Here is a 23,683-nt window from a genome sequence, read left to right as displayed (position 1 = left end):
CTCTCAAGCTGCAGGATGGAAAACCAGATCAGCCCAATAGTTGGCGGAATTGAAGCTGCTCGACGGGAACAGACCCGCCGTGCTGGTCCCACCATAGGCGTAGACACCGTTGGAGCCACTGGGCGCCGTGAGCGGGCCGCTGGTGGCCGCGCTGGTGAAGTAATTGGAGTTCGCCACATAGGCACCGGTGGTGTGATAGGAGGCGACATAGGTCGTGTTGGCCGAGATCGTGACCGGCGTCGCCAGGGCCACCGTCTGCCAACCGCTGGCGCTGGTGTTGGTGAAGGTGACGCTGGCAAGGTTCGTACCCGTCGCGCTCCAAAGGTCGAGAACGTCCGGTCCGTTGTCGTTGGCCGAGCGATAGAACTTCAGCGCCGTTACCTGTCCCGCCGTCGAAGAGGTGAATTTCACGCCCAATTCCAGCGGCAGACCGTCATTGAAGGACCCCGGCGCCGTCGCAGGCGTTGAGGCGTCGAACAGGCTGAAACTCTGGGACGCCGCGGTCGAGACGTTCAGGTTGAAGGTTTCGCTGGCAGAGAGGCCGGCGGCATCGGTCGCGGTGACCTTGACGGCAGCGGTGCCGGCGTCGGCCGCGGCCGGCGTCCCGGTGAAGGCGTGCGTCGTGGCGTTGAAGCTGAGCCAGGTCGGCAGTGCCGCGCCTGTCGAATCGGTCGCGACATAGGTCAGGCTGTCGCCACTGTCGACATCGGTGAAGGTCCCGGTCGGCAACGTGAAGGAGTAGGCTTGGCCGACGACGGCCGACTGCGCCGACGTCTGGACCGCCAGCACCGGTGCGTCATTGGCGCCGTGGATGGTGACGGTCAGCGTCGTCGAGGATGTGGCGCCGGCGGCGTCGCTCATCGTGTAGTTGAACGTGTCGGTCAGCGTGTTGGTGGGGAGCCGCAGCGCCTGGACAGCGGCGTCGGTCTCGTTGATCGTATAGGTGTAGGTGCCGTCGGCGTTGAGGACGAGTCCGCCATGCGCGCCGGTCAGCGACGTGCCGAGCACACCCGCGGTGGCTCCAAAATTGACCGCGGTGACGATCTTGATATCGCCAGCGTCGGGATCGGTATCGTTGGTGAGCACGTTGCCGGTGGCCGCGGATCCGGCAATGCCATTGGCGACGCCGCCCTTCTCCGTGGCGCTGCCGGTGTCCGCGACTGCCGTCGGCGCGGTGTTGGTCGTGGTCGTGGTTGCGGTCGCGAATACGACATCCGCCCAATAATTGCTCGCGCTCCACGAACTCGACGGAAACACGCCGGCTGTGCTGGTCCCGCCATAAGTATAGACGCCGTTGGAGGCTGCGATCGCCGTGAGCGGGCCGCCCGTGACCGCGCTGGTGAAGTAATTGGCGGTCGCCACATAGGCGCCGGTGGTGTGGTAGGAGACGACATAGGTCGTGTTGGCCGAGATCGTGACCGGCGTCGCCAGGGCCACCGTCTGCCAGCCGCTGGCGCTGGTATTGCTGAAGGTCACGCTGGCAAGCTTCGTGCCCGTCGCGCTCCAAAGGTCGAGCACGTCCGGTCCGTTGTCGCTGGCCGAGCGATAGAACTTCAGCGCTGTCACCTGTCCCACCGCCGAAGAGGTGAACTTCACGCCCAGTTCCAGCGGCTGACCATCATCAAAGGACCCTGGCGCCGTCGCAGGCGTCGAGGCGCTGAACAGGCTGTAAGTCTGGGTCGAGACGTTCAGGTTGAAGATTTCGCTGGCGGAGAGGCCGGCGGCATCGGTCGCGGTGACCTTGACGGCGACGGTGCCAGCATTGGCAGCGCTCGGCGTCCCGGTGAAGGCGCGCGTCGTGGCGTTGAAGCTGAGCCAGCTCGGCAGCGCCGCGCCTGTCGAATCGGTCGCGACATAGGTCAGGCTGTCACCACTGTCGACATCGGTGAAGGTCCCGGTCGGCAACGTGAAGGAATAGGCTTGGCCGATAACGGCCGACTGCTGCGCGGTCTGGGCCGCCAGCACCGGTGCGTCATTGGCGCCGTGGATGGTGACGGTCAACGTCGTCGAGGATGTCGCGCCGGCAGCGTCGCTCATCGTGTAGTTGAACGTATCGGTCAGTGTATCGGTGGGGAGCCGCAGCGCCTGGACCGCAGCGTCGGTCTCGTTGATCGTATAGGTGTAGGTGCCGTCGGCATTGAGGAGGAGGCCACCATGCGCGCCGGTCAGTGACGTGCCGAGCACACCTGCGGTGGCTCCAAAATTGACCGCGGTGACGGTCTTGGTGTCGCCGGCGTCGGGATCGGTATCGTTAGTGAGCACGTTGCCGGTGGCCGTCGATCCGGCAATACCATTGGCGACGCCGCCCTTCTCCGTGGCGCTGCCGGTGTCCGCGACTGCCGTCGGCGCGGTGTTCGATCCGCCGAGCGGCGTGAACGCGACATCCGCCCAATAATTGCTCGCGTTAAATGTGCCCGAAGGAAACACGCCGGCCGTGCTGGTCCCGCCATAAGTATAGACGCCGTTGGAGGCCGCGATCGCCGAGAGCGGGCCGCTGTTGACCGCGCTGGTGAAGTAATTGGCGGTCGCCACATAGGCGCCGGTGGTGTGGTAGGAGACGACATAGGTCGTGTTGGCCGAGATCCTGACCGGCGTCGACAGGGCCACCGTCTGCCAACCGCTGGCGCTGGTGTTGGTGAAGGTGACGCTGGCGAGATTCGTGCCCGTCGCGCTCCAGAGATCGAGCACGTCGGGTCCGGTGTCGCTGGCCGAGCGATAGAACTTCAGCGCTGTCACCTGTCCCGCCGCCGTGGCGGTGAACTTCACGCCAAGCTCGACCGGTATGTTGTCGTTTCCAGTGCCGGCCGGAATGTTCGCGATCGAGAACAGACTATATGACGCACTGCCTGCGGCCTGGATCGTCAGGCTCACCTGAGCAGTGGAGGTGCCTCCGCGCCCGTCCGCGATCGTGTAGGAGAACGATGCCGCGCCGGTGTAGCCGGCGTCCGGCGTGAAAGTGATGATCGAATTCTGCGGATTGGATTGCGCGGTGAGAGCGACGGTCCCGTGCGAGGCCGCGCTCACCGAAGTGATCGAAAGGATGTCGCCGTCCAAATCGGAATCGTTGGCGAGGAGCTGCGACGCCGCGATGACGACGGCCGCGTTCTGGGCTCCGGTCAAGCCAGTGTCCGCAACGGCCGTTGGCGCATGGTTTGTAACCCCTGCTGCGGGGTTGAACATCACATCGACCCAGAAATTCGAGGAATTATAGGTGCCCGTCGGAAATTGGCTCGTGGTCGAATAGGCGAAGACGCCGGCGGCTGCCGTTAGCGGCCCGCTCTTGACCGGGGAGGTGAAGAACTCATCGGTATTGGAATAATGTCCCGTATTGGTGTGGTAAGACACCGTATAGGTCTGACCCGGCGTGATGGTCACCGGACTGGAGAAACTCGCGGATTGCCAGCCGCTTGCCGTCTCATTGCTGAAGGTCACGGTCGCAAGCAGCGTTCCAGTGCTCGACCACAACTCGCCCGTGTGCACGCCGATGTCCTGGCTACTCTTATAAAAGCGCACGCCCGTTACGGTTCCCGCCACCGATGACGAGAATTGCAGGCCGAGTTCGACGGCCGACGCGTCCGTGGTGTTGACCACGGCCGGAATATCGCTTCCAGGAAATACAGTCAGATATGGGAAGGCTCCAACCGTGACGGTTTGTCCGGCAGACGGTGTCTCGAGATTAATGCTGTCGTCGACGGCGCGCGACTGGACGGTCACCGGGCCCGGGACCTGCGGCGACCAGCTATAGGTCCAATTTTCGTCTCCCGTCGCTGGGTGCCAGCTCGCACCGCCGTCGGTCGAAACCTCGACGCCCGCGATCACGCCGCCGACATCAGACGCCGTTCCGGAAACGGTGACCACGCTACCTGCGTTGACGTTTCCGATCGGCTTAATTGTCGAGACGGGCGGTGTATGGTCCGTACTCGGCGTGCCCTTGATAAGGCCCGACTGCAACGTTTGGGGTTGCACCCCCATGTCGGCGAACAGGTTGACCATCGCCTGCTGTACGCGGCTGTCGGTCGGCGTTGCCTCAAGGTCGTGATTGTCGCTCAGCCCCCAAGACCAATAGACGGTGCCCGCGCCGAAAACCAACGCGCCGGACGGCGCCCGGTACAGGCTCAGCGAGTGGGTCGCGGTTCCGTTCCCCGTGGTGTTGCCATAGTCGAGAAGATAGGAATTGACGTCCAGCGTGGTCGACGAAAGCTGGACCAGACCGGCGGGATCGAAGCCGTTGTCCGGCGTGGTGTCCCATTCGTAACCCAGATAATTCTGGGTCAGGGTCGCCGTCTGACCGGGTTGCAGATTGGCGACGCTGGTGTTGCGCCAGAATCGGAGATTGGCGTCGTCGTAGGGGACCGTGATCGATTTCAGGCCGATGGTGGATCGCGTGTCGTCGACCGTGAACAATTGTCCCGTGAGGCTGTTCTCGGGGGTTCCAGCGCCGGTTTGCGAAGGGAAGCGCGGGTCACGGAACGTACCGGTCCACTGACTGCTCGGGTCGATGTCCTCGTTGGCCCAGGTTTCCTTGTAGGATACCAGCGTGCGGTCATCGGTCTGGCCGCTGCTGATGCTGGGAGCCAACCGCGTCTCCCAGTACATCTCGTTGCCGCTCCAGAATTCCAGGTTGACGCCGGCGTCCCGCGCGGCCTGGACGTTGTTCCGCTGGTTTTCCGTCCAATATTCGTCGTGACCGGAATCCACGAAAACCTTATGGTTCAGGAGCAAGCTGCCGTAGCGGTCGACATCGATGCCAGACATGTAGGAAACGTCGTAGCCGTTCTCCTCGAGCCACGAGATCGAGGAATATTCCGCGCCGAACAGGTAGTCCTGCGGCCCGGCGGCGGTGCCGATGCCGCCGCGCGTGTCGATCGGACGATTATAGCTGACCTCATAGGCGCGCCCGCCACCCTGGCCGGTAGCAGGCCCCTCGCCGCCGTAGAAATTAGCGATGCCCCAGCCGTTGTAGGCCTGCCAGGTCTCGTCGCTGGTCTGGAAGACTATGTCGCTGGTGCTGGAATCGTCGCGCACGATGAAGGGAATCTGGTTCTCGCCGGCCGTGCCGTCGAGGCGCGTCAACTTGGCGATATAAACGCCCGAGACCGCGTCCGCCGGAACGTTCCAGGTTGCAGAAACCGACCAGTTGCCGGCGTCGACCAAGCCTGTCGTGGGGTCGACAAGCGGGTCGGGCTGCGTCTGCAATCCGGTGTGCTCGATCGTATCGACCTTGCGCGCGCCCAGGCCGCCGTAATAGCCGAGGCGGTAGATATCGATCCGGTAGTCTGTTGAATTCGTGTTGATCTTGAAGCTGATCGGCGAACCGTGGTTGACGCTGATGTCGGTGGCGAAGCCTTCGATATTGCTGTCGCCCGCTCCGTCGATACCCCACTCGCTTTCGGGATTTCCGGGCTTCATGTTTTCGAGGACGATGGGATTGAGGTTTTGCACGCCCTGCAGCGATGCCGCGACGGCGGCCTGTTGCGCCGCTGCCTGTGCTACGGTCGTGTCCGTGACCGCGCCCCCAAGGATGCCGAAATCGCCGGAGGTGTGACCGCTGCCGGTCGGGTAGCCGCTGCTGGCTGCGGTTCCGCCGACCAGTTGCGTCGAGAAAGTGTTAGCTGCGGTTCCGCCGACCAGTTGTGTCGAGACCGGCATGGCAACGTTGGTAAACAAGGGTGGGCTGCCAGTGATCTGTCCGGCGAGTCCATTGCCAGTCAGCATGACCTGCGTCGGGCATTGATAGAACCCGCACACACCGCAACACAAGACAGGCGTTGCTATCGGCAAGGGCTGCGTCGCCATCGGCATCACAGAACCGCCGCCGGATGGCGCCGAAGCGAGGATCAGGACAGGGGAGGTCGGGTCCGCCGAAGCGGGGGCGGTATTAAGATCTGCGGAAGCTTGAATGAGGCGGGGCGCTGCCGGAGTCTCTGGCGGGACGACATCGACTGCTGCAGGCGCCGCCACGAAACTGCCCGGCGCTGCAAACGATGGGCTCGCCACCAGAGGGGCCGTAAACCCGGCAGAAGCCATGGCATGGACCGACATCAATTCCGGGACCGTCGCGAGCTGCGCGGAGGCGTTGTCCGGATCGGATGGAGATCTCGCCGCGCTCCCGAGCGGCAGGAGGCGCAAGTTGAAACGCCCGTCGCTGAGTATTTCGTTTGTTTTCTTGGCTTTCTGAAACTTGTCTTGCTTTATCGGAGCGCCCATAGCGCTTTCCCTCTCCACGACGGCAATCAGATCGCCTGTGATGGCAAACAAAAAAGATTTTTAATTAACATTTAGAATTAAATCAATTTAAATATTATTCCGACATTTAAAATCTCTGTAAAACCCGCCAATTTATTGAACTGTCTAAGGAATTTATGAAACAGCCTGGCGATCATGGCCGGGCTATCGACGATCAAGGGATGTCTCGATATCACGCCTCGCGAGAAGGTTGCGCCGACCACGACCGAGACAGGCGTCCAGCTTCGTTGCTACGAACAGCCTTGGCGTCAGGCGTAGTATGACGAGCGTGTCGGTTAGCGGACAAGCGATCGCGGTTGCGATTCCTTTTGCATACCGACGGTCACCGAGCCGTATCCGGTAGATGACCGTGTCGTCCTGCGACTCCGAAAACTCTTTTTCACAGAGCCGCACCTGCAGCTCCGCCCAATTCGGATATCGGGCAAGGTCGACATCATCGGTTGCCCTCACGTCTTCCGGGGCAACTTCATCGATGATGATAAGATGATGATAAAGGGTGGCGGGTAACCGCCTGCGAATGTCAGCCGCTCGTGGACGTGGATTCGAGGCGCCGCCGTTGGTGCCGCAAACAGGACTCGAACCTGTGACCCCGTCATTACGAATGACGTGCTCTACCAACTGAGCTATTGCGGCGGACCAAACAGTGCGCTCAGAAACTGCCTGAAAACGCGTGCACCTGATATCGGGCAACGCCTGATTTTGCAAGAAAAACACACCTGCCCGAAGCCGTCTCAGGCAGGCTTTTGCTGGAAAATGCTTCAATTCCCCCAGCGGGACAGGAAGCCGCGCCAGCCGCCGGTCTGACCCGGCGGCGGGTTGATCTGGTCGGCGAATTCGTCGCTGACCGCCTCATCGTCGATTCCCGGATCGTCGGGCGCCCGGATGATGGGAATCACTGCGGGAATGCTCGCAAGAGCGGGTTTGTCGGCGACTTTCGGGATATCCTGCCGCGCCCGGAACAGCGGCGGGGCTGCAGCAGGAACCGCCTCGGTCGGCGGCGGCGCGGGCACGGGCTCCGCGGGAATCGGCGCAACAACGGGCGCCGGCTCGATCGCGGGCTTTGGCGTCGAACTCACCGGCACATTGTCCTGCGCAGCCGGGGGCGGAACTTCCAGCGGGGATTCCTGCACGACCTCTCGCGGCGGCTCGACGCGGCGCGGGGCGGCGGCGAGCATCGCCTCCTCGAACGGCGAAGATTCAATCGCGGCATTTTTGTCCGACGGCAAGGCCGCCAGCGGCATCTGCCACTGAAACGCATCGAGCCGGCCGGATACCGGCGACACCGGCCGCCAGCGATCGCTGACATAACCGTCCGCGGTCCACACCGGATCGTGCAGCGCGCGCACCGCGCGCAAGGTCCAGGCCCGCGCCCGGCCGCTGTCGCCATGTTCGGTGCGCTCGATTTCCGCCATCAGCATCGCAACCCGCTGGGTCGGCGCCGCAACGAACGGCGCCAGCGCCTCGCGCGCGCGCGCAAATTCTGTCGCATCGATCGCGGCGCGCGCCACCGCAAGCGCGCCCTCGAGATGACCCGGCGCCTTCGCGGCCAGCGTCTCGACCCGCACCAGCCGCTGCCGCGCGGAATCGCCGAGCTTCACATGCGCGTACGCGTCGGCAAGGTCAGGATGCGGATGCGCGAGCCATGCTGCTTCCACAATGCGCATCGAACGGCGCACCTGATGCGCCTCGCTTTGATATTTGCTGGCGAGTACCGCGGCCGGGACCAAAGTCGGCGCGAGCTTTATCGCCTCCATCACGCTTTCACGCGATAGATCACGATCCACCTTTTCAAGATCCAACGCACGCGCGGTCAGCAACACACCGCGTTGGCGCCGATAGACCGGCTTGTCGAGCAGACCCGAGGCGAGATTATTGTCGAGGATCGCCAGCGCACCGTTCCAGTCGCCCTTGGCGCAGCGAAATCCCAATACCGCTTGCGAAGCCCAGGTCGACGCCGGCGACAGTTTCAGCGCTTCTTCCGCGATCCCGACCGCCGCGACCGGATCGTCGGCGCGCTGGGCTTCGATGAACAGGCCGCGCAGGCCCAGCAATCTTGTGTCCGGACGCTCGGCCATCGCGTGAAACGCCTTTCGCGCGCCGACGCGATCGCCATCGAGCTGCGCGGATTGCGCGTGCAGCAGCAGCGCCAGCGGATCATCCGCGGCATGGCGGCGTGCGACATCGGCATGCTGGCGCGCAGCGGAGGAATCGCCATGGCCGACCGCGAGCAACCCTTGCGTGATCGCGTTACGGCCCCGCGCGCGGCGCCGTTCGCGCCGGTTGCGCCTGAGACGCTCCGGCAGGCGCCAGAACGCAAGCAATATCGTCCACGCCAGAATCGACGCGACAACGACAATGCCGACCAACAGCACGAACACCGGCAAGGAGGGATGCGCTTTCCCACCGCTCCACGATATCAAGACCTCGCCGGGCTGATCGGCCACCCACGATGCGCCCCAGCCTGCGAGCGCGATCAACACCAAAAACAGAATGATCCGGTACATCGAAATCCTATGGCGCCGGTTTGGCGAGCGCCGTCATGGCGTCGGCCGCGAATTGACGCGAGGCGGCGAGCGCCGCATCACGCTGATCGGCCTTGTCCAGCCAGGGCTGCGCCGCCGCGCGATCGGCCGGCGCCAGCGTATTCAATTCGCGCCGGGCCTCGGCGGAATCATTGCGCAGCGCCGCGGCCGTCACCCGCGCGACGATGGCGCCACGGTCGGTGCCGACAGCGTCGGTGCGCTCGATGCGAATCAGCTTTGCCGCGCCGGCCTGCAGGCGATCGACAATCCCGGCCCCGGTGGTGGCCATTTCCGGTGCCGGCGGCGACAGTTTCGGCACCAGCGTCAACAATTCGCGGCTGAGAATCGCAGCACTCGGCACGCCGGACGTGGCGAATTCATCGAGCGGCTTGAGTGCATTTGCTTCTGTTGCAAGCGATTTCGCCGCGGTCAGCGCGGCGGCGAAAGGCTCACCCTGCCGGACCGCGACATCGAGCATCGATGCCACCACGACACGGCGAAGCCCGGTATCGTCCACGGGCTTGGCGCTTTGCCGGGCGATCTCGGCGCTTTCGGCACGGGTGGCGCGCTCGATCTGGCTGAGGCGCTCGTTGATCGCGCTGAGATCCGGCGGCGCTGCGGCTTCGCGCGGCGCTGACTTCACCGCATTGACGTCGGAGCTAAGCTTTTCGGATTGCGCGCGGGCGCCGGCGATTTCGCTGCGCAGCGCCACAATGGTTTTCTCCAGCGCTTCGATTCGCGCCGCGGCCGCCGGATCGGGTGCAGTGACCGGAGGCTTGGCCGATTTGGATTCGATATCGGCGACGCGTGACGTCAGCGTGTCGATCGCGGCCGTATTGGCTTGCGGTGCGGCCGATGGCGCCGCTGCCTCACCCGGCCATCCCAGATACCAGGCCGCCGCAATCACCACCGCGGCCGTGACGGCGCCGGTCACCGCCGATGTGGCGGTCGCGGCCGAAAGCCATGGGCGCGATGGCCGGGGCGGCGGCGCCGTATCCGTTGCGGCGCCGGCTCCCTTGGTTTCTCCTGAGACTTCCGAGGCTTCGAGGTCGATGGTCGGCGGCGCGCGCTTGGCGCGGCCCGAATCCGGCGACAGCGTGGTGTCTTCGGGCCTGTCTTCGTCCATTCCGCGGTTCCTCTTTGGCTCCAGCCAACTCTACCAGAATCGGCCCGCTCTCGTAGAGCCTGACCCGGATAGAACCAAGCTCTAATCTTCTGATTTGACGCGTTTTCTTGAACCGGCGTTCAATTGGTCCGAACCCGCGTTGTAGCGCGATCAGGCTCGCAAAGCACGGTCCAGCAGCGCGAATAAGGCATTTTCATCCGGTGACGCCGCCGTGATGACCTGCGGTGCCCCGGCGTCGCGAACCACCGAGGCCACGGCAGCCGAGATACAGCATTGCGGGATCGCCAGTGCCGATATTTCAACACCGGCGGCGCGAACTGATTCCAGGAACGCGCGCGCGCTACGCCGTGAATAATGCAGCACCGCCTCGATCTGGTTGGCGGCAAAGGCGTCGCTGGTTTCGCGCGGCAGGCTGGAGAGGGGAACCATCCTGTATGTCGTCTGCGTGACGACGGTGAATCCGCGCTCGCCGAGTTCGCCGGCCAGATCGCGGGCCAGATCGGCGCCGGCCAGATAAAGCAGCGGGCTGGTCTTCTTGAGCGCTTTTGTCTTCGCACTGGCCAGCACCAGATCGCGCAGACTGGCGGCGTCGCCCTTGGCCGGAATCACGGTTTCGAATCCGACGCTGCGGGCTGCGGCAGCGGTATGTTCGCCGACCGCAAACAGCGGCAGCTTCAGCAAGCCTCTGCCATTAAGTTGACGTTCGATCCCGCGCAATGCATTGGCGCTGGTGACGATGACCGCGCCGTAGCGCATCTCCTCGTCGTCATCGAAGGCCACCGGCTCAAACCGCAACATCGGCGCCAGCAAAACCTCAAAGCCCCGGGCACGCAGGCTCAAAGCGGTAGCTTCATCGTCCGGATGCGGGCGCGTGACGAGAATAGCCATGCTTCACGCCGTCGCTGAAGGGGTTTTCGCGTCACCGGGCGATTGCACTTCGAGACCTCACAATGCTAGAGCCATATTGACTCTGGACGACGAAAAACGCCGGTTTCGCCGATAACGCAAGGCCTCAAATTGGGTAACGACACGCGAACGCTGGTTCTGGGTATCGAGACCACCTGCGATGAAACCGCAGCCGCCGTGGTCGAGCGCCAGAGCGACGGCACCGGCCGGATTTTGTCCAATATCGTGCACTCGCAGACCGAAGAACACGCGGCCTATGGCGGCGTGGTGCCCGAGATCGCGGCGCGCGCCCATGTCGACCTGCTCGACGGCATTGTCGAGCGCGCGATGAAGGAAGCGGGCGTCGACTTTGCACAGCTCTCCGCGGTCGCCGCGGCCGCCGGCCCCGGCCTGATCGGCGGCGTGATCGTCGGTCTCACCACAGCCAAGGCGATCGCGATGGTGCACAACACGCCGCTGATCGCAGTAAACCATCTCGAAGCCCACGCGCTGACGCCGCGACTGACTTGCGCGTTGGCATTTCCCTATTGCCTGTTTCTCGCCTCCGGCGGCCACACCCAGATCGTGGCGGTGACCGGCGTCGGCAAATATGTGCGCCTCGGCACCACAGTCGACGATGCGATGGGCGAAGCCTTCGACAAGGTCGCAAAGATGCTCGGCCTGCCCTATCCCGGCGGACCGGAAGTCGAACGCGCCGCCAGCGGCGGTGACGCCGAACGCTTTGCGTTTCCGCGGCCGATGCTCGGACGCAGCGATGCCAACTTCTCGCTATCGGGATTGAAGACCGCCGTGCGCAACGAAGCCAGCCGGATCGATCCGCTGGAGCCGCAGGACATCAGCGATCTCTGCGCCGGCTTTCAAGCTGCGGTACTGGAATCGACCGCGGACCGATTGAACGTCGGTTTGAGGTTGTTTCACGAACAATTCGGTCCGCCGCGCGCATTGGTCGCCGCCGGTGGCGTCGCGGCCAATCAGGCCATTCGGGGGGCGCTGCAGGATGTCGCCGCCAAAGCGCAGACCACGCTGATCATTCCACCGCCCGCGCTGTGCACGGACAACGGCGCGATGATCGCCTGGGCTGGCGCGGAACGGCTCGCAATAGGGCTCAGCGACACCATGGACACGCCGCCGCGCGCCCGCTGGCTGCTTGACGAAAACGCCACGGCCCCGGCGGGATACGCGAATACGCGCGCAGGGTTTTAGCGATGACGGGCTTCGATAAGGTCGCAGTGATCGGCGCCGGCGCGTGGGGGACGGCGCTGGCCGCGCTCGCCACGCGTGCCGGACGCAAGGTGATACTGTGCCCGCGCAACTCGGCCACAGCCGCGCAGATCGCCGCAACCCGCATCAATCCGAAATTATCGGGCATGACGCTGCAGGCGAATATCGACGTGACAGACGATATCGCACGCGCCGCACTGGCCGACATCATCCTGATTGCGACACCGGCGCAAAGTTTGCGCGCGGCAGTCACCGCGCTCACGCCTCATCTCGCCAGAGCCACACCGGTCATCGCCTGCGCCAAAGGCATCGAGCGCGGTACCCATAAATTCATGACCGAGGTGATCGCGGAAGCAGCACCCGACGCGCGCCCGGCCATCCTGTCGGGACCGAGCTTTGCCGAAGACGTGGCGCGAGGCCTGCCCACGGCGGTCACGCTTGCGGCAAAGGAAGTCGAATTGGCCGGCGCATTGGCGCAAGCTTTGGGTTCGCCGAGCTTCAGGCTCTATCACACCTCGGATATTCGCGGCGTCGAGATCGGCGGCGCGGCGAAAAACGTGCTGGCGATCGCCGCGGGAATCGCCGCCGGCAAAAAACTCGGCGCCTCGGCGCAGGCCGCATTGACCACACGCGGCTTCGGCGAACTCGTGCGGCTCGGCCGAGCCTGTGGCGCGCGCAGCGAAACCATGGCGGGGCTGTCGGGCCTGGGCGATCTGATCCTGACCTGTTCAAGCCCGCAATCGCGCAATTTCGCGCTTGGCATGGCGCTGGGACGCGGCGAAGCACGGCCGCGCGACAAGCTCGCTGAAGGTGAATTCACTGCACCCGTACTGATCGAACTGGCGACGGCGCAGGACGTCGACATGCCCGTGTCAAATGCGGTCGCCGCCATCCTGAACGGCGCAACCACCATCGACGATGCGATCGAGAGTCTTTTGACGCGGCCGTTCAAGGCAGAGGGATAATAATGGCGCACTGGCTGGTGAAATCCGAACCGTCCACCTGGTCGTGGGATCAGCAGGTCGCGAAAGGCGCCAAGGGCGAGGCCTGGACCGGCGTGCGCAATTTCACCGCGCGGCAGAACCTCGTGAAAATGAAGAAGGGCGATCTCGCCTTTTTCTACCATTCCAACGAAGGCAAGGAGATCGTCGGCATCGCCGAGATCATCAAGGAAGCCTACACCGATCCCACCGACAAAACCGGCAAGTTCGTTTGTGTCGACATCAAAGCCGACAAGCCGCTGAAGGCCCCGGTGACGATGGCCGCGATCAAGGCCGACAAGCGATTGGTCGACATGGCGCTGGTGAAATATTCCCGGCTGTCGGTGCAGCCGGTCACCGCGGAAGAATGGAAGATCGTCTGCAAGATGGGCGGCCTTTAGGATTCATCATTGCGAGGAGCGACGCGACGAAGCAATCCACACTTCCTTGTTTCCCAATGGATTGCTTCGCTAACGCTCGCAATGACGGTTTGGCCGTCGCGCGTTCAGCTCTTGACCCAGAAGAGGAAAAACAGCCTAAGCCGCTGCGGCCGAAACCACCTGCGCCAGCAACTGCTCGCGCTTGGACTGCGAGCGATAGCCCTTCATCGTCGCGGCGAAGCGCTCGAGGATGCCGTCTTCGAACGCCGTGACGATGGTATCGTGGACGTAGCTCTTGCGGCAGATCGCCGGCGTGTTCGACAGCTCATCCGCGGCGGCGCGGACGGCTTCGAGCACCTGCTTCTTGCGGCCGCGGGCGCTGGCTGCGGGCGAAATCCGCGACAGCGATTCCAGCACCACGGCTGACGCCATCAGGGTGCGAAAATCCTTCAGCGAAATCTTGATGCCGGCGATCTCGCGCAAGAATGCATTGACGGTCGTGGTCGACACCGTGCGCACGGTCCCGGAATTGTCGCGATACTGAAACATGCGTTTGCCGGGCACGCTGCGCAAAATGCCGATCGCGCGGACAAGTTTCGCTGCGTCGCATTCCTTGCGCACGGCCTTGCCGCCCTTGGCCTTGAAGGCCAGCACCAGCGTATCGTCTTCCAGCACGACATTGGACTTCAAAAGCGTGGTGGCGCCGCGGGTGCCGTTGAGGCGGGCATAGGATTCGTTGCCGGGGCGGATCGCGGTGCGCGCGATCAGCTCGATCACGGCCGACAGCGCGAATTCGCGGGTCGGCTCGTCGCCCGACAGATGCATGGACACGTTGCGCCGGATTTTCGGAAGTGCTGCAACCAGCCGCGCCAGGCGATGCGCCTTGCGGTGTTCGCGGACCTTCTCCCAATCGGCGTGATAGCGGTATTGCAGCCGGCCGGCCGCATCGATGCCGACGGCCTGCAGATGCGAGGTCGGATCGGGCGAATAGCGCACTTGCTGGTAGGCCGGGGGCACCGCCATCGAATTCAGCCGCCGGATGGTGCCGACATGGCGGATCGGCGTGCCGTTGGCACGGACGAAGGAATAGTTCTTGCCGCGCTTGATCCGGCGGATGGTCAATTCGTTCTGGTCGCCGAGGGTAAGACCGATATCGCGGGCCAAGGCTTCGACGGAGGTTTTGGCGGCGATGCCGGGGGCTGCGGATGTCTTGACGACAGGCGCCTTTACGGGAGCCGCTTTGGGCAATTGCCCCAGCGCTTCCGCCAAGGCTACGGCGGGATCGGCGGAAACGGGCCGCGTAGCCTCGAAATTCTGCTGATCTGTCATGACCGTAGTCGCCTTGCTCCGCCTGCTATCCGGTAATGCCGCTTATTATGGCTTGGTTCCGGGTGGGACCGCCCGGCCCCGGAAACGCGATTTAGGGGGTAACCCCGGCCATTGCGAGTCCCGAATCAGTTATCAGAGGTTTCTAAATACCTTTCATGGGAGCCATTCGCGCGATAACGTTGATTTCAGGCTTTGCCAAAACGCGAAAGTGATCGCTTTCCGGGGCAAGATCGGAGCGGCGAGAGCCAGCCCGACCAAGGTCGCAGACGTTTGCGCCTTGTCCGCCCATCGCCCGGCGACGCATAATCACGCCAACAATCAAGATGGCCAGCGCGCGCCGGGTGGCCCGCTGTGAGTGGAGGGGACAATGTCCGAGAAGATTTATGACGTGTCGGCGGAATGGGCCAAGCGCGCTTTCGTCGATGAGGCCAAATACCGCAAAATGTATCAGCAGTCGGTCAGCGACCCCCAGGGGTTCTGGAGCGAACAGGCCAGGCGCATCGGCTGGATGAAGCCCTTCACGAAGGTGGAGAACGCTTCCTTTGAGCCGGGCAATATCTCGATCAAATGGTTCGAGGACGGCGTCCTCAACGTCGCCTGGAACTGCATCGACCGGCATCTCGAGAAGCGCGGCGACCAGACCGCGATCATCTGGGAGGGCGATAATCCCTCCGAATCGAAGCACATCACCTATCGTCAACTGCATGACGAGGTCTGCAAGTTCGCCAATATCCTGCGGACCCGCAACGTCAAAAAAGGCGACCGGGTCACGATCTATCTGCCGATGATTCCGGAAGCCGCCTACGCAATGCTGGCCTGCGCGCGGATCGGCGCGATCCATTCGGTGGTGTTCGCGGGCTTCTCCCCCGACAGCCTCGCGCAGCGCATCAGCGACTGCCAATCCAGGGTCGTGATCACCGCTGACGAAGGATTGCGCGGCGGCAAGAAAGTGCCGCTGAAAACCAATGTCGATGCCGCGATCGCCAAGAGCGGCGGCGTCGATTGGGTCGTCGTGGTCAAGCGTACCGGCGCCAAGATCGACATGAATCCGACGCGGGATTTTTGGTACCACGAAGCCGCCGAGATGGTGACCGCGGAATGCCCGGTGGAGCACATGCACGCGGAAGATCCGCTGTTCATCCTCTATACGTCGGGCTCGACCGGCCAGCCCAAGGGCGTGCTGCACACGTCAGGTGGCTATCTGGTGTTCGCCTCGATGACGCATCAATACGTGTTCGATTATCACGACGGCGATATCTATTGGTGCACCGCCGATGTCGGCTGGGTCACCGGCCACAGCTACATTCTCTATGGGCCGCTGGCCAACGGCGCGACCACGCTGATGTTCGAAGGCGTGCCGAATTATCCGGATAATTCGCGATTCTGGAACGTGATCGACAAGCACAAGGTCAACATCTTCTACACCGCGCCGACCGCGATCCGCGCGCTGATGCAGGCCGGCGATGAACCGGTCAAGAAGACCTCGCGCAAGAGCCTGCGTCTGCTCGGCAGCGTCGGCGAGCCGATCAATCCGGAAGCGTGGGAATGGTATCACCGCGTGATCGGCGACGAACGCTGCCCGATCGTCGATACCTGGTGGCAGACCGAGACCGGCGGCATCCTGATTACGCCGTTGCCGGGCGCCACCAAGCTCAAGCCGGGTTCGGCAACCAATCCGTTTTTCGGCGTGGTGCCTGAAATCGTCGATGCCGACGGCAAGGTGATGGAAGGCGAATGCCAGGGCAATCTGTGCATCGCCAAATCCTGGCCGGGACAGATGCGCACCGTCTATGGCGATCATGCGCGTTTCGAGCAGACCTATTTCTCCACCTATAAAGGCAAATACTTCACCGGCGACGGCTGCCGCCGGGATGCCGACGGCTATTACTGGATCACCGGGCGCGTCGACGACGTGATCAACGTCTCCGGCCATCGCATGGGTACCGCCGAAGTCGAGAGTTCGCTGGTCGCGCATGACGCGGTATCGGAAGCTGCCGTGGTCGGATATCCGCACGACATCAAGGGCCAGGGCATCTATGCCTATGTGACCTTGATGGCCGGCAAGGAACCGAGCGAAGCCTTGCGCAAGGAACTGGTCGCCTGGGTGCGCAAGGACATCGGCCCGATCGCCTCGCCAGACCTCATTCAGTTCGCGCCGGGCCTGCCGAAAACCCGCTCCGGCAAGATCATGCGCCGCATCCTGCGCAAGATCGCCGAGGATGAACCGGGAAGCCTCGGCGACACCTCGACGCTGGCCGATCCCGCCGTGGTCGACGATCTGGTCGCACACCGCCAGAACAAGAAGGACGCCCCGACGTAGAGAGCGGCCTTGCGCAAGCGTTATCCCGCTGGGTCCGCTTGTTGGGCCACGTGATCTTTTGCGTGGTCTTGATGACTTGCGGTGCGAATGCCCGGCAGGCTTCCGGACCAGCCGCCGATCCGCCGGTGTTTTTCTATACGAATCCGCAACCGTAGCGGCTGATCGAAATTTCCACGGATGTGCAGAACAGGGCACTTCCGTGGAGCGCATATCCGCCTTTGACAGGAACGCACTCCAACATCCGTTCGTTCGGCACACCATCACCAAATATATCGGCGATCACCCGGACATCCCGACGAGATGGGCACTCTTCGTCGTGACAGGCATCAAGTAGTCCTCGGAGGCCGTCCGGACGGAGGAGTGCTCGCCACCTCACGCAATCGTCAGTGGCAGGCCGCGCCTGCGGCTCGTTTCCTGACGAGTGTTGTTTTCAGGTCATTTACTTTGTTGCCAACATTTCCTCTGTTGCAGCCTCGGAACTGACCCCGGCGCCCGTGCGGAAAGCGTTTGGTTAACGCGCGCGGTTAAAAATGGGTGGGATAAGTCAGCTATTTTGCGGGTTTTGCGTCGATTTGACTGTCCCCGAGGGACGGAAGCGAAATTGGAGAAGGTGATGTCGTTGAGGATTGCGGTGGCGCTAGCGGTGACCATTGGGGCCGGGATGCTGGGAACGACCGGCGCGCAGGCGAACCCCGAAGTAGTCGGCGTTCGCGGCGATTATTCGCCGGGAACCATCGTTGTGCATACCAACGAACGCCGCCTCTATTTGATCCTCGATTCAGGCCATGCTGTCCGTTACCCCGTCGGCGTCGGCAAGTCCGGCAAGCAATGGGCCGGCACCACCCGGATCGACGGCAAATACCGCAATCCGGCATGGTCGCCGCCAGCCGAAGTGAAGCGTGACAAGCCGTCGATCCCGGACGTGATCGCCGGCGGTTCGCCGCATAATCCGATGGGCGTTGCCGCAATGACGCTGGCCGGCGGCGAATACGCGATCCACGGCACCAACGTGCCGGGTTCGGTCGGCGGGTTCGTATCCTACGGCTGCATCCGGATGCTGAACCCCGATATCACCGACCTGTACCAGCGGGTTTCGGTCGGCACCACGGTCGTGGTCACACGCTGATCCAAAGCAACGTCATTCCGGGGCGCGCATGCGAACCCGGAATCTCGAGATTCCGGGTTCGATCGCTTTGCGCTCGCCCCGGAATGACGTTGGAGGATTTTAGAAAACCGCGCACTCTGCGCGGTTTTTTGTTTGGAAACCGCACGACCTCAAAAATCCGAGGCAATGCCCTTGGTTTCCCAATCGCCGTACCGGGTCGGTTCCGGACCCTTCGGTCCCTGGTATTCCTTGGGTAAGGGCTTGGCGTCAGCCATAGCCGCCTGCCGGCGCGCTTCAGCCTCAGCGAGCGCACGCTGGGCCGCCGGCGAGAGCGGTTTCCGTTCGGGAACAGGTGCCGTCGTCTCACGCAGTGAAGGATTGTCTGTCATCGCACTCTCCAGCCGCTAAGTTGGCTTAATCAAGATGGCTGGCCCATCAGATTCAATACTTCCGTAGACAGCTCACACCCGAACTGTGAAGTCATAAAGGCGATTCTTACATTTGGCATATTCCCCTGCCAAAGGTGTCTTCCCTTTTGACGGCAAAAGCTGAAATGCGAGTAGCTGTCCGATACCGCGAGATGTTCCCGCTCCATGCCCCCACAACGATTTGCCTTGCCATCCGAAGTGCCCGGTCTAGCGGCGCGGCGGATCGCAGCGGATATTCTTGACGGTGTACTGCACAAGCACCGAACGCTCGACGAGCAACTCGATGGCGCGGCCGCCCACCCCGGACTGAAAAATCTCTCCGACCGCGACCGCGCCTTGATGCGGCGTCTGGTGGCGACGATTTTGCGGCGGCTGGGCACGCTGGGTCATGTGCTGTCGCGGCTGCTCGATCGCGGCATTCCGACCGACGCCCCACGTGCGCAAAGTGCGCTCCTGATCGGAGCCGCGCAGATCCTTTGGATGGATGTGCCCGACCACGCCGCGGTTGATCTGTCGGTGCGGCTGGTGCAGTCGGATCGGCGGGCCGCGAAATATGCCGGGCTGGTCAACGCCGTGCTGCGCCGTTGCGCGCGCGAGGGACACCCGCTGATCGAGGAGGTCAAGTCGCAGACGCTCGACGTGCCGCCATGGCTGCTCGCGCGCTGGATCGCCCATTACGGCGAGACCGTCGCGCGCGACATCGCGGTGGCGATCGGCCATGAACCATCGCTCGATCTGACCGTGAAGTCCGACGCGGAACAATGGGCGACGCGGCTGCACGGCGAAATACTCGCCACGGGGTCGGTTCGCACCCTGTTGCAGGGATCGGTGACGATGCTGCCGGGGTTCAACGAGGGCCATTGGTGGGTACAGGACGCCGCCGCCGCTTTGCCGGCGCGCCTGTTCGGCGATATCGCCGGCAAGACTATCGTCGATCTCTGCGCCGCGCCCGGCGGCAAGACCTCCCAGCTCGTGCAGGCCGGCGCGCGCGTCACGGCCGTCGACCGCTCGCCCAGCCGGATGGCGCGGCTGCGTGACAATCTGGCGCGACTGAAGCTCGAGGCGGAGACCGCGGTAGCCGATGCGGCCGACTGGCTCAGTCAGGAAAGCCAGGGAGACGTCGACGGTATCCTGCTCGATGCGCCCTGTACCTCGACCGGCACGATCCGGCGTCATCCCGATGTCGGCTGGCTCCGGCAGGAATCCGATATTTCCGCGCTGGCGGCACAGCAGAAACGATTACTGCAAAAGGCCGTCACCCGGCTGAAGCCGGGCGGAATGCTGGTCTATTGCACCTGTTCGCTGGAACCGGAAGAGGGCGAGCAGGTCGTCTCGGCGCTTCTGGCCACCGAGTCCACGATGCGCCGCGTCCCGATCGAGGCCGGCGAAGTCGCGGGTCTCACCGAAATCCTGACCGCGGAAGGCGATTTGCGCACCCTGCCCTGCCACCTGCCGCGCGAGGACCCCCGGCTGGGCGGCCTCGACGGCTTTTACGCCGCCAGACTTGTTAAATCCTGATTTTGCACCGCATTTCGCAACCGATGCGGTGATTCGCGCCTTGCAAGATGGTGTCTTGGCCGCGTTTCCGGATTAAAAGGATTCGCGAGAGAATCCTCCCAAACAAGGTAAGGCGTGTCGGTCGCTCACCGCAGACGAATCTCGACGCTGATCATGGGCCGTTTCGCGCGGAACATGATGGCGCGTGCGAGCGGTGGCTCTGTCGCGGTATCCCGGCTGTGGCCCGGCCGTACCGATCGCTTGATCATCGCGCCGCATGACCTGCGTACCGCCGACGCCACCCGGGCAGCCGAAATCTATGCCGGGCGCTTCGTGTTTGCCGGCAAGATCGTAACCTGCCATGGCCGCTCGATCTTCGATCTCGAGCCGCCGTCGGAAGATTGGGAGGTGGCGCTTCTCGGCTTCGGGTGGCTAAGGCATCTGCGCGCGGCCGATACCGCGCTGACCCGCGCCAATGCGCGCTCGCTGGTCGACGACTGGATTTCCAATCAGGGACACAAGCGGCCGATCAGCCGCCGCGCCGACGTGGCCGCGCGCCGCGTGATCTCGCTGTTGTCGCAGGCGCCGCTGGTACTCGGCGACACCGACGGCAAATTCTACCGGCGCTATCTGCGGGGCCTGACCCGCGAGATCCGCTATATGCGCTACACCATGCTCGATATCCCTGACGGGGTGCCGCGGCTGCAGGTGCTGATTGCGCTGTGCTACGCCTCACTCTGCCTCGCCAACCAGGCGCGGCACATCCGCTCCGCTGCGCGCAAACTCTCCGACGAATTGCAGCGCCAGATTCTGCCCGATGGCGGACATATCTCGCGCAATCCCGGCGCATTGATCGAGCTGTTGATCGACCTGTTGCCGCTGCGGCAAACCTTCGCCGCCCGCAACATCGCGCCGCCGCCGGCACTGTTGAACGCGATCGATCGCATGATGCCGATGCTGCGCTTCTTCCGCCATGGCGACGGCAGTTTCGCGATGTTCAACGGCATGAGCAGCGCGCCTTCCGATCTGCTGGCGACCCTGCTGGCCTACGACGATGCCCATGGTGCGCCGATGGCGCATATGCCGCATACCGGCTTTCAGCGGCTCGACGCCGGCGCCACCACAATCATCATGGATACCGGCGCACCGCCGCCGCCGAACCTCAGTCACGACGCCCATGCCGGCTGCCTATCGTTCGAATTATCGTCGGGGCCGAGCCGGATCGTGATCAATTGCGGCATGCCCGCCACCGGCCGCGACAACTGGCGCAGTTTTGCGCGCGGCACACCGGCGCATTCGACGCTGACCTATCACGAAACCTCGTCCTGCCATTTCGTCGAGCTCTCCGCGGTGAAACGGATGCTGCGAGGCGCGCCCATCGTCGGCGGGCCGACCGTCGTGGAAAGCTATCGCGAGGTGATCGATAATGGCGTGTTGTTGACCACGTCACATGACGGCTATCTCGACAAGTTCGGCGTGGTGCATCGCCGGGTGCTGATGCTGGCGCATGACGGCGCGCGGGTTGATGGCGAGGACTCCCTGACGCCCGCACCCGGCGGCCGGATCAAAGGGACCAATACCGACTATGCGCTGCGGTTTCATTTGCATCCGTCGGTCAAGGCAAGCCGGCTCAGCGACGCGCGCGGCGTGATGCTGGTGCTGCCCAACCGCGATGTCTGGACCTTCGAGGCACTCGACGACAAGGTCGAACTTGAGGACAGCGTGTTTCTGGCCGGAAACGACGGACCCCGGCGCACCGCCCAGATCGTGATCCGCCAGGATTCGCGGCAGGCGTCCTCGATCCGCTGGAGTTTCACGCGTTCGACCGCATCCCCTTCCGCGACCACGGCAAAACGTAACGCACGCCGCGAGCCGGAACTGCCGCTGTAATAAATGTGGCCAAGGTATTATCCGTTGCCGAGCTACGGTTTCGCTGCCGCCCAAACCGTGCTACCGGGCGGGCTTGCCAGATAGGACCACGACATGACCGATCACCCGCGCCGCGTCACCCGCGCATTGCTGTCCGTTTCCGATAAATCCGGACTGATCGAATTCGCCCGCGCGCTGGCCGGCCACGGCGTCGATCTCGTCTCCACTGGCGGCACTGCCAAGGCCATTGCCGCTGCCGGATTGAAGGTACGGGACGTTTCGGAACTGACCGGGTTTCCGGAGATGATGGACGGCAGGGTCAAGACCCTGCACCCGAAAGTGCATGGCGGTCTCCTGGCGATCCGCGACAATGCCGAACATGCGCAAGCCATGAAGAACCACGACATCGCGCCGATCGATCTGTTGGTGGTCAATCTCTATCCGTTCGAAGCGACCGTCGATAAGGGCGCGGACTTCGAGGAGTGCATCGAGAATATCGACATCGGCGGCCCGGCGATGATCCGCGCCGCGGCCAAGAACCATGACGATGTCGCCGTCGTCGTCGAAGCCGCCGATTATCAGGCCGTGCTCGACGAACTCGCCGCCAACCAAGGCGCGACCACGCTGACGCTGCGGCGGCGGCTGGCCGCCAAGGCCTATGCCCGCACCGCGGCCTATGACGCCGCGATCTCGAACTGGTTCGCCAACGAACTCAAGACCGAGGCGCCGGATTTCCGCGCCTTTGGTGGCCGCCTGATTCAGGCGTTACGCTATGGCGAGAACCCGCATCAGACCGCGGCGTTCTATCGTACGCCCGACAAGCGTCCGGGCGTTGCGACCGCACGGCAGCTTCAGGGCAAGGAGCTGTCCTACAACAACATCAACGACACCGACGCGGCGTATGAATGCCTCGCCGAGTTCGACGCGGCGCGCACGGCCGCCTGCGTCATCGTCAAGCATGCGAATCCCTGCGGCGTGGCCGAAGGCAAAGACCTGATCAGCGCCTACCGCAAGGCGCTGGCCTGCGATTCGACGTCGGCCTTCGGCGGCATCGTCGCGCTGAACCAGACACTGGATGCCGATGCCGCGCGCGCGATCACTGAAATCTTCACCGAAGTGATCATCGCACCCGATGCCACCGAAGAAGCCATCGCGATCGTTTCCGCGAAGAAAAATCTGCGGCTGCTGGTGGCGGGCGCGCTGCCGGATCCGCGCGCGATCGGACTGACGGCGAAAACCGTGGCCGGCGGACTGCTGGTGCAGAGTCGCGACAATGCCACGGTCGACGGCATGACGCTGAAGGTCGCGACCAAACGCGCGCCGACCGAGGCCGAGTTACGCGACCTCAAATTCGCATTTCGGGTCGCCAAGCACGTCAAATCCAACACCATCGTCTACGTCAAGGATCTCGCAACCGTCGGCATCGGCGCCGGACAGATGAGCCGGGTCGATTCCGCGCGCATCGCCGCGCGCAAGGCACAGGACGCCGCCGATGAATTGAAACTTGCGGCCCCCATGACCAAGGGGTCCGTGGTGGCGTCGGATGCATTCTTTCCATTTGCCGATGGATTGCTCGTCGCGATCGAAGCCGGCGCGACCGCGGTGATTCAGCCCGGCGGATCGATCCGCGACGACGAAGTGATCAAAGCCGCCGATGATGCCGGGATCGCGATGGTGTTTACCGGCGTGCGGCATTTCAGGCATTAAACGCCGTCATTGCCGGGCTTGACCCGGCAATCCATCTCCTTCGTAAC

At 63.5% G+C, this 23,683-nt stretch carries 14 protein-coding genes and 1 tRNA gene; 8 read left to right on the top strand and 7 right to left on the bottom strand.

Features of this window, described 5'->3' with window-relative positions; translation table 11 throughout:
- Window positions 1–3: 3 nt before the first annotated feature.
- From HB676_RS01650 to HB676_RS01630, 5 genes are all read right to left on the bottom strand, one after another.
- Complete coding sequence (locus tag HB676_RS01650) at window positions 4–5,715, bottom strand: DUF4082 domain-containing protein (protein ID WP_249780004.1); 5,712 nt, start codon at window positions 5,713–5,715, stop codon at window positions 4–6.
- Window positions 5,716–6,803: 1,088 nt separating this feature from the next.
- Window positions 6,804–6,879, bottom strand: a tRNA-Thr gene (locus tag HB676_RS01645).
- A gap of 125 nt (window positions 6,880–7,004) precedes the next feature.
- Complete coding sequence (locus HB676_RS01640; protein ID WP_213735897.1) at window positions 7,005–8,750, bottom strand: heme biosynthesis HemY N-terminal domain-containing protein; 1,746 nt, start codon at window positions 8,748–8,750, stop codon at window positions 7,005–7,007.
- A gap of 7 nt (window positions 8,751–8,757) precedes the next feature.
- Window positions 8,758–9,894 carry a hypothetical protein gene (locus HB676_RS01635; protein ID WP_213735896.1) on the bottom strand — a complete coding sequence of 379 codons (1,137 nt, stop codon included), beginning with the start codon at window positions 9,892–9,894 and terminating at the stop codon, window positions 8,758–8,760.
- 150 nt (window positions 9,895–10,044) lie between these two features.
- Window positions 10,045–10,782 carry a uroporphyrinogen-III synthase gene (locus HB676_RS01630; protein WP_213735895.1) on the bottom strand — a complete coding sequence of 246 codons (738 nt, stop codon included), beginning with the start codon at window positions 10,780–10,782 and terminating at the stop codon, window positions 10,045–10,047.
- A 129-nt stretch (window positions 10,783–10,911) separates the two neighbouring features.
- On the opposite strand from HB676_RS01630, the gene tsaD reads away from it, so the two are divergent.
- Genes tsaD through HB676_RS01615 form a run of 3 tightly spaced genes read left to right on the top strand, consistent with a single transcriptional unit; the run spans window position 10,912 to window position 13,402 of the window.
- The gene (gene tsaD, locus HB676_RS01625; protein ID WP_213735894.1) at window positions 10,912–12,003 is read left to right on the top strand and encodes a tRNA (adenosine(37)-N6)-threonylcarbamoyltransferase complex transferase subunit TsaD; all 1,092 of its coding nucleotides are present in this window, start codon (window positions 10,912–10,914) and stop codon (window positions 12,001–12,003) included.
- A gap of 2 nt (window positions 12,004–12,005) precedes the next feature.
- Window positions 12,006–12,986 carry an NAD(P)H-dependent glycerol-3-phosphate dehydrogenase gene (locus HB676_RS01620; RefSeq protein ID WP_213735893.1) on the top strand — a complete coding sequence of 327 codons (981 nt, stop codon included), beginning with the start codon at window positions 12,006–12,008 and terminating at the stop codon, window positions 12,984–12,986.
- Window positions 12,987–12,988: 2 nt separating this feature from the next.
- Window positions 12,989–13,402 carry an EVE domain-containing protein gene (locus HB676_RS01615; protein ID WP_213735892.1) on the top strand — a complete coding sequence of 138 codons (414 nt, stop codon included), beginning with the start codon at window positions 12,989–12,991 and terminating at the stop codon, window positions 13,400–13,402.
- Window positions 13,403–13,537: 135 nt separating this feature from the next.
- On the opposite strand, the gene HB676_RS01610 is transcribed toward HB676_RS01615, so the two are convergent.
- Window positions 13,538–14,710 carry a DNA topoisomerase IB gene (locus tag HB676_RS01610; RefSeq protein WP_213735891.1) on the bottom strand — a complete coding sequence of 391 codons (1,173 nt, stop codon included), beginning with the start codon at window positions 14,708–14,710 and terminating at the stop codon, window positions 13,538–13,540.
- Window positions 14,711–15,077: 367 nt separating this feature from the next.
- On the opposite strand from HB676_RS01610, the gene acs reads away from it, so the two are divergent.
- Both acs and HB676_RS01600 read left to right on the top strand, forming a co-directional pair.
- Window positions 15,078–17,030: an acetate--CoA ligase gene (acs, locus tag HB676_RS01605; protein ID WP_213735890.1), complete on the top strand. Its 1,953-nt coding sequence runs from the start codon at window positions 15,078–15,080 to the stop codon at window positions 17,028–17,030.
- Window positions 17,031–17,643: 613 nt separating this feature from the next.
- Complete coding sequence (locus HB676_RS01600) at window positions 17,644–18,156, top strand: L,D-transpeptidase (RefSeq protein ID WP_213735889.1); 513 nt, start codon at window positions 17,644–17,646, stop codon at window positions 18,154–18,156.
- Window positions 18,157–18,305: 149 nt separating this feature from the next.
- Here the strand turns inward: HB676_RS01600 and HB676_RS01595 are convergent, their stop codons facing one another.
- Window positions 18,306–18,524: a DUF1674 domain-containing protein gene (locus HB676_RS01595; RefSeq protein WP_213735888.1), complete on the bottom strand. Its 219-nt coding sequence runs from the start codon at window positions 18,522–18,524 to the stop codon at window positions 18,306–18,308.
- 204 nt (window positions 18,525–18,728) lie between these two features.
- Between HB676_RS01595 and HB676_RS01590 the strand changes: the two genes are divergently transcribed.
- From HB676_RS01590 to purH, 3 genes are all read left to right on the top strand, one after another.
- A complete protein-coding gene (locus HB676_RS01590; RefSeq protein ID WP_213735887.1) occupies window positions 18,729–20,081 on the top strand; it encodes a transcription antitermination factor NusB in 1,353 nt (450 codons plus the stop codon).
- A gap of 153 nt (window positions 20,082–20,234) precedes the next feature.
- A complete protein-coding gene (locus HB676_RS01585; protein ID WP_213736111.1) occupies window positions 20,235–21,950 on the top strand; it encodes a heparinase II/III family protein in 1,716 nt (571 codons plus the stop codon).
- Window positions 21,951–22,043: 93 nt separating this feature from the next.
- Window positions 22,044–23,636 (top strand): bifunctional phosphoribosylaminoimidazolecarboxamide formyltransferase/IMP cyclohydrolase, encoded by a 1,593-nt coding sequence (gene purH / locus HB676_RS01580; RefSeq protein ID WP_213735886.1) that lies wholly within the window; start codon window positions 22,044–22,046, stop codon window positions 23,634–23,636.
- Window positions 23,637–23,683: the final 47 nt, after the last annotated feature.

The sequence above is a fragment of the Bradyrhizobium sp. dw_411 genome (assembly GCF_018449695.1).
In the GTDB taxonomy this organism is placed as follows: domain Bacteria; phylum Pseudomonadota; class Alphaproteobacteria; order Rhizobiales; family Xanthobacteraceae; genus Bradyrhizobium.
The sequence above is the reverse complement of the archived record's forward strand: the minus strand, read 5'-3'. Positions and strand labels throughout refer to the sequence as shown.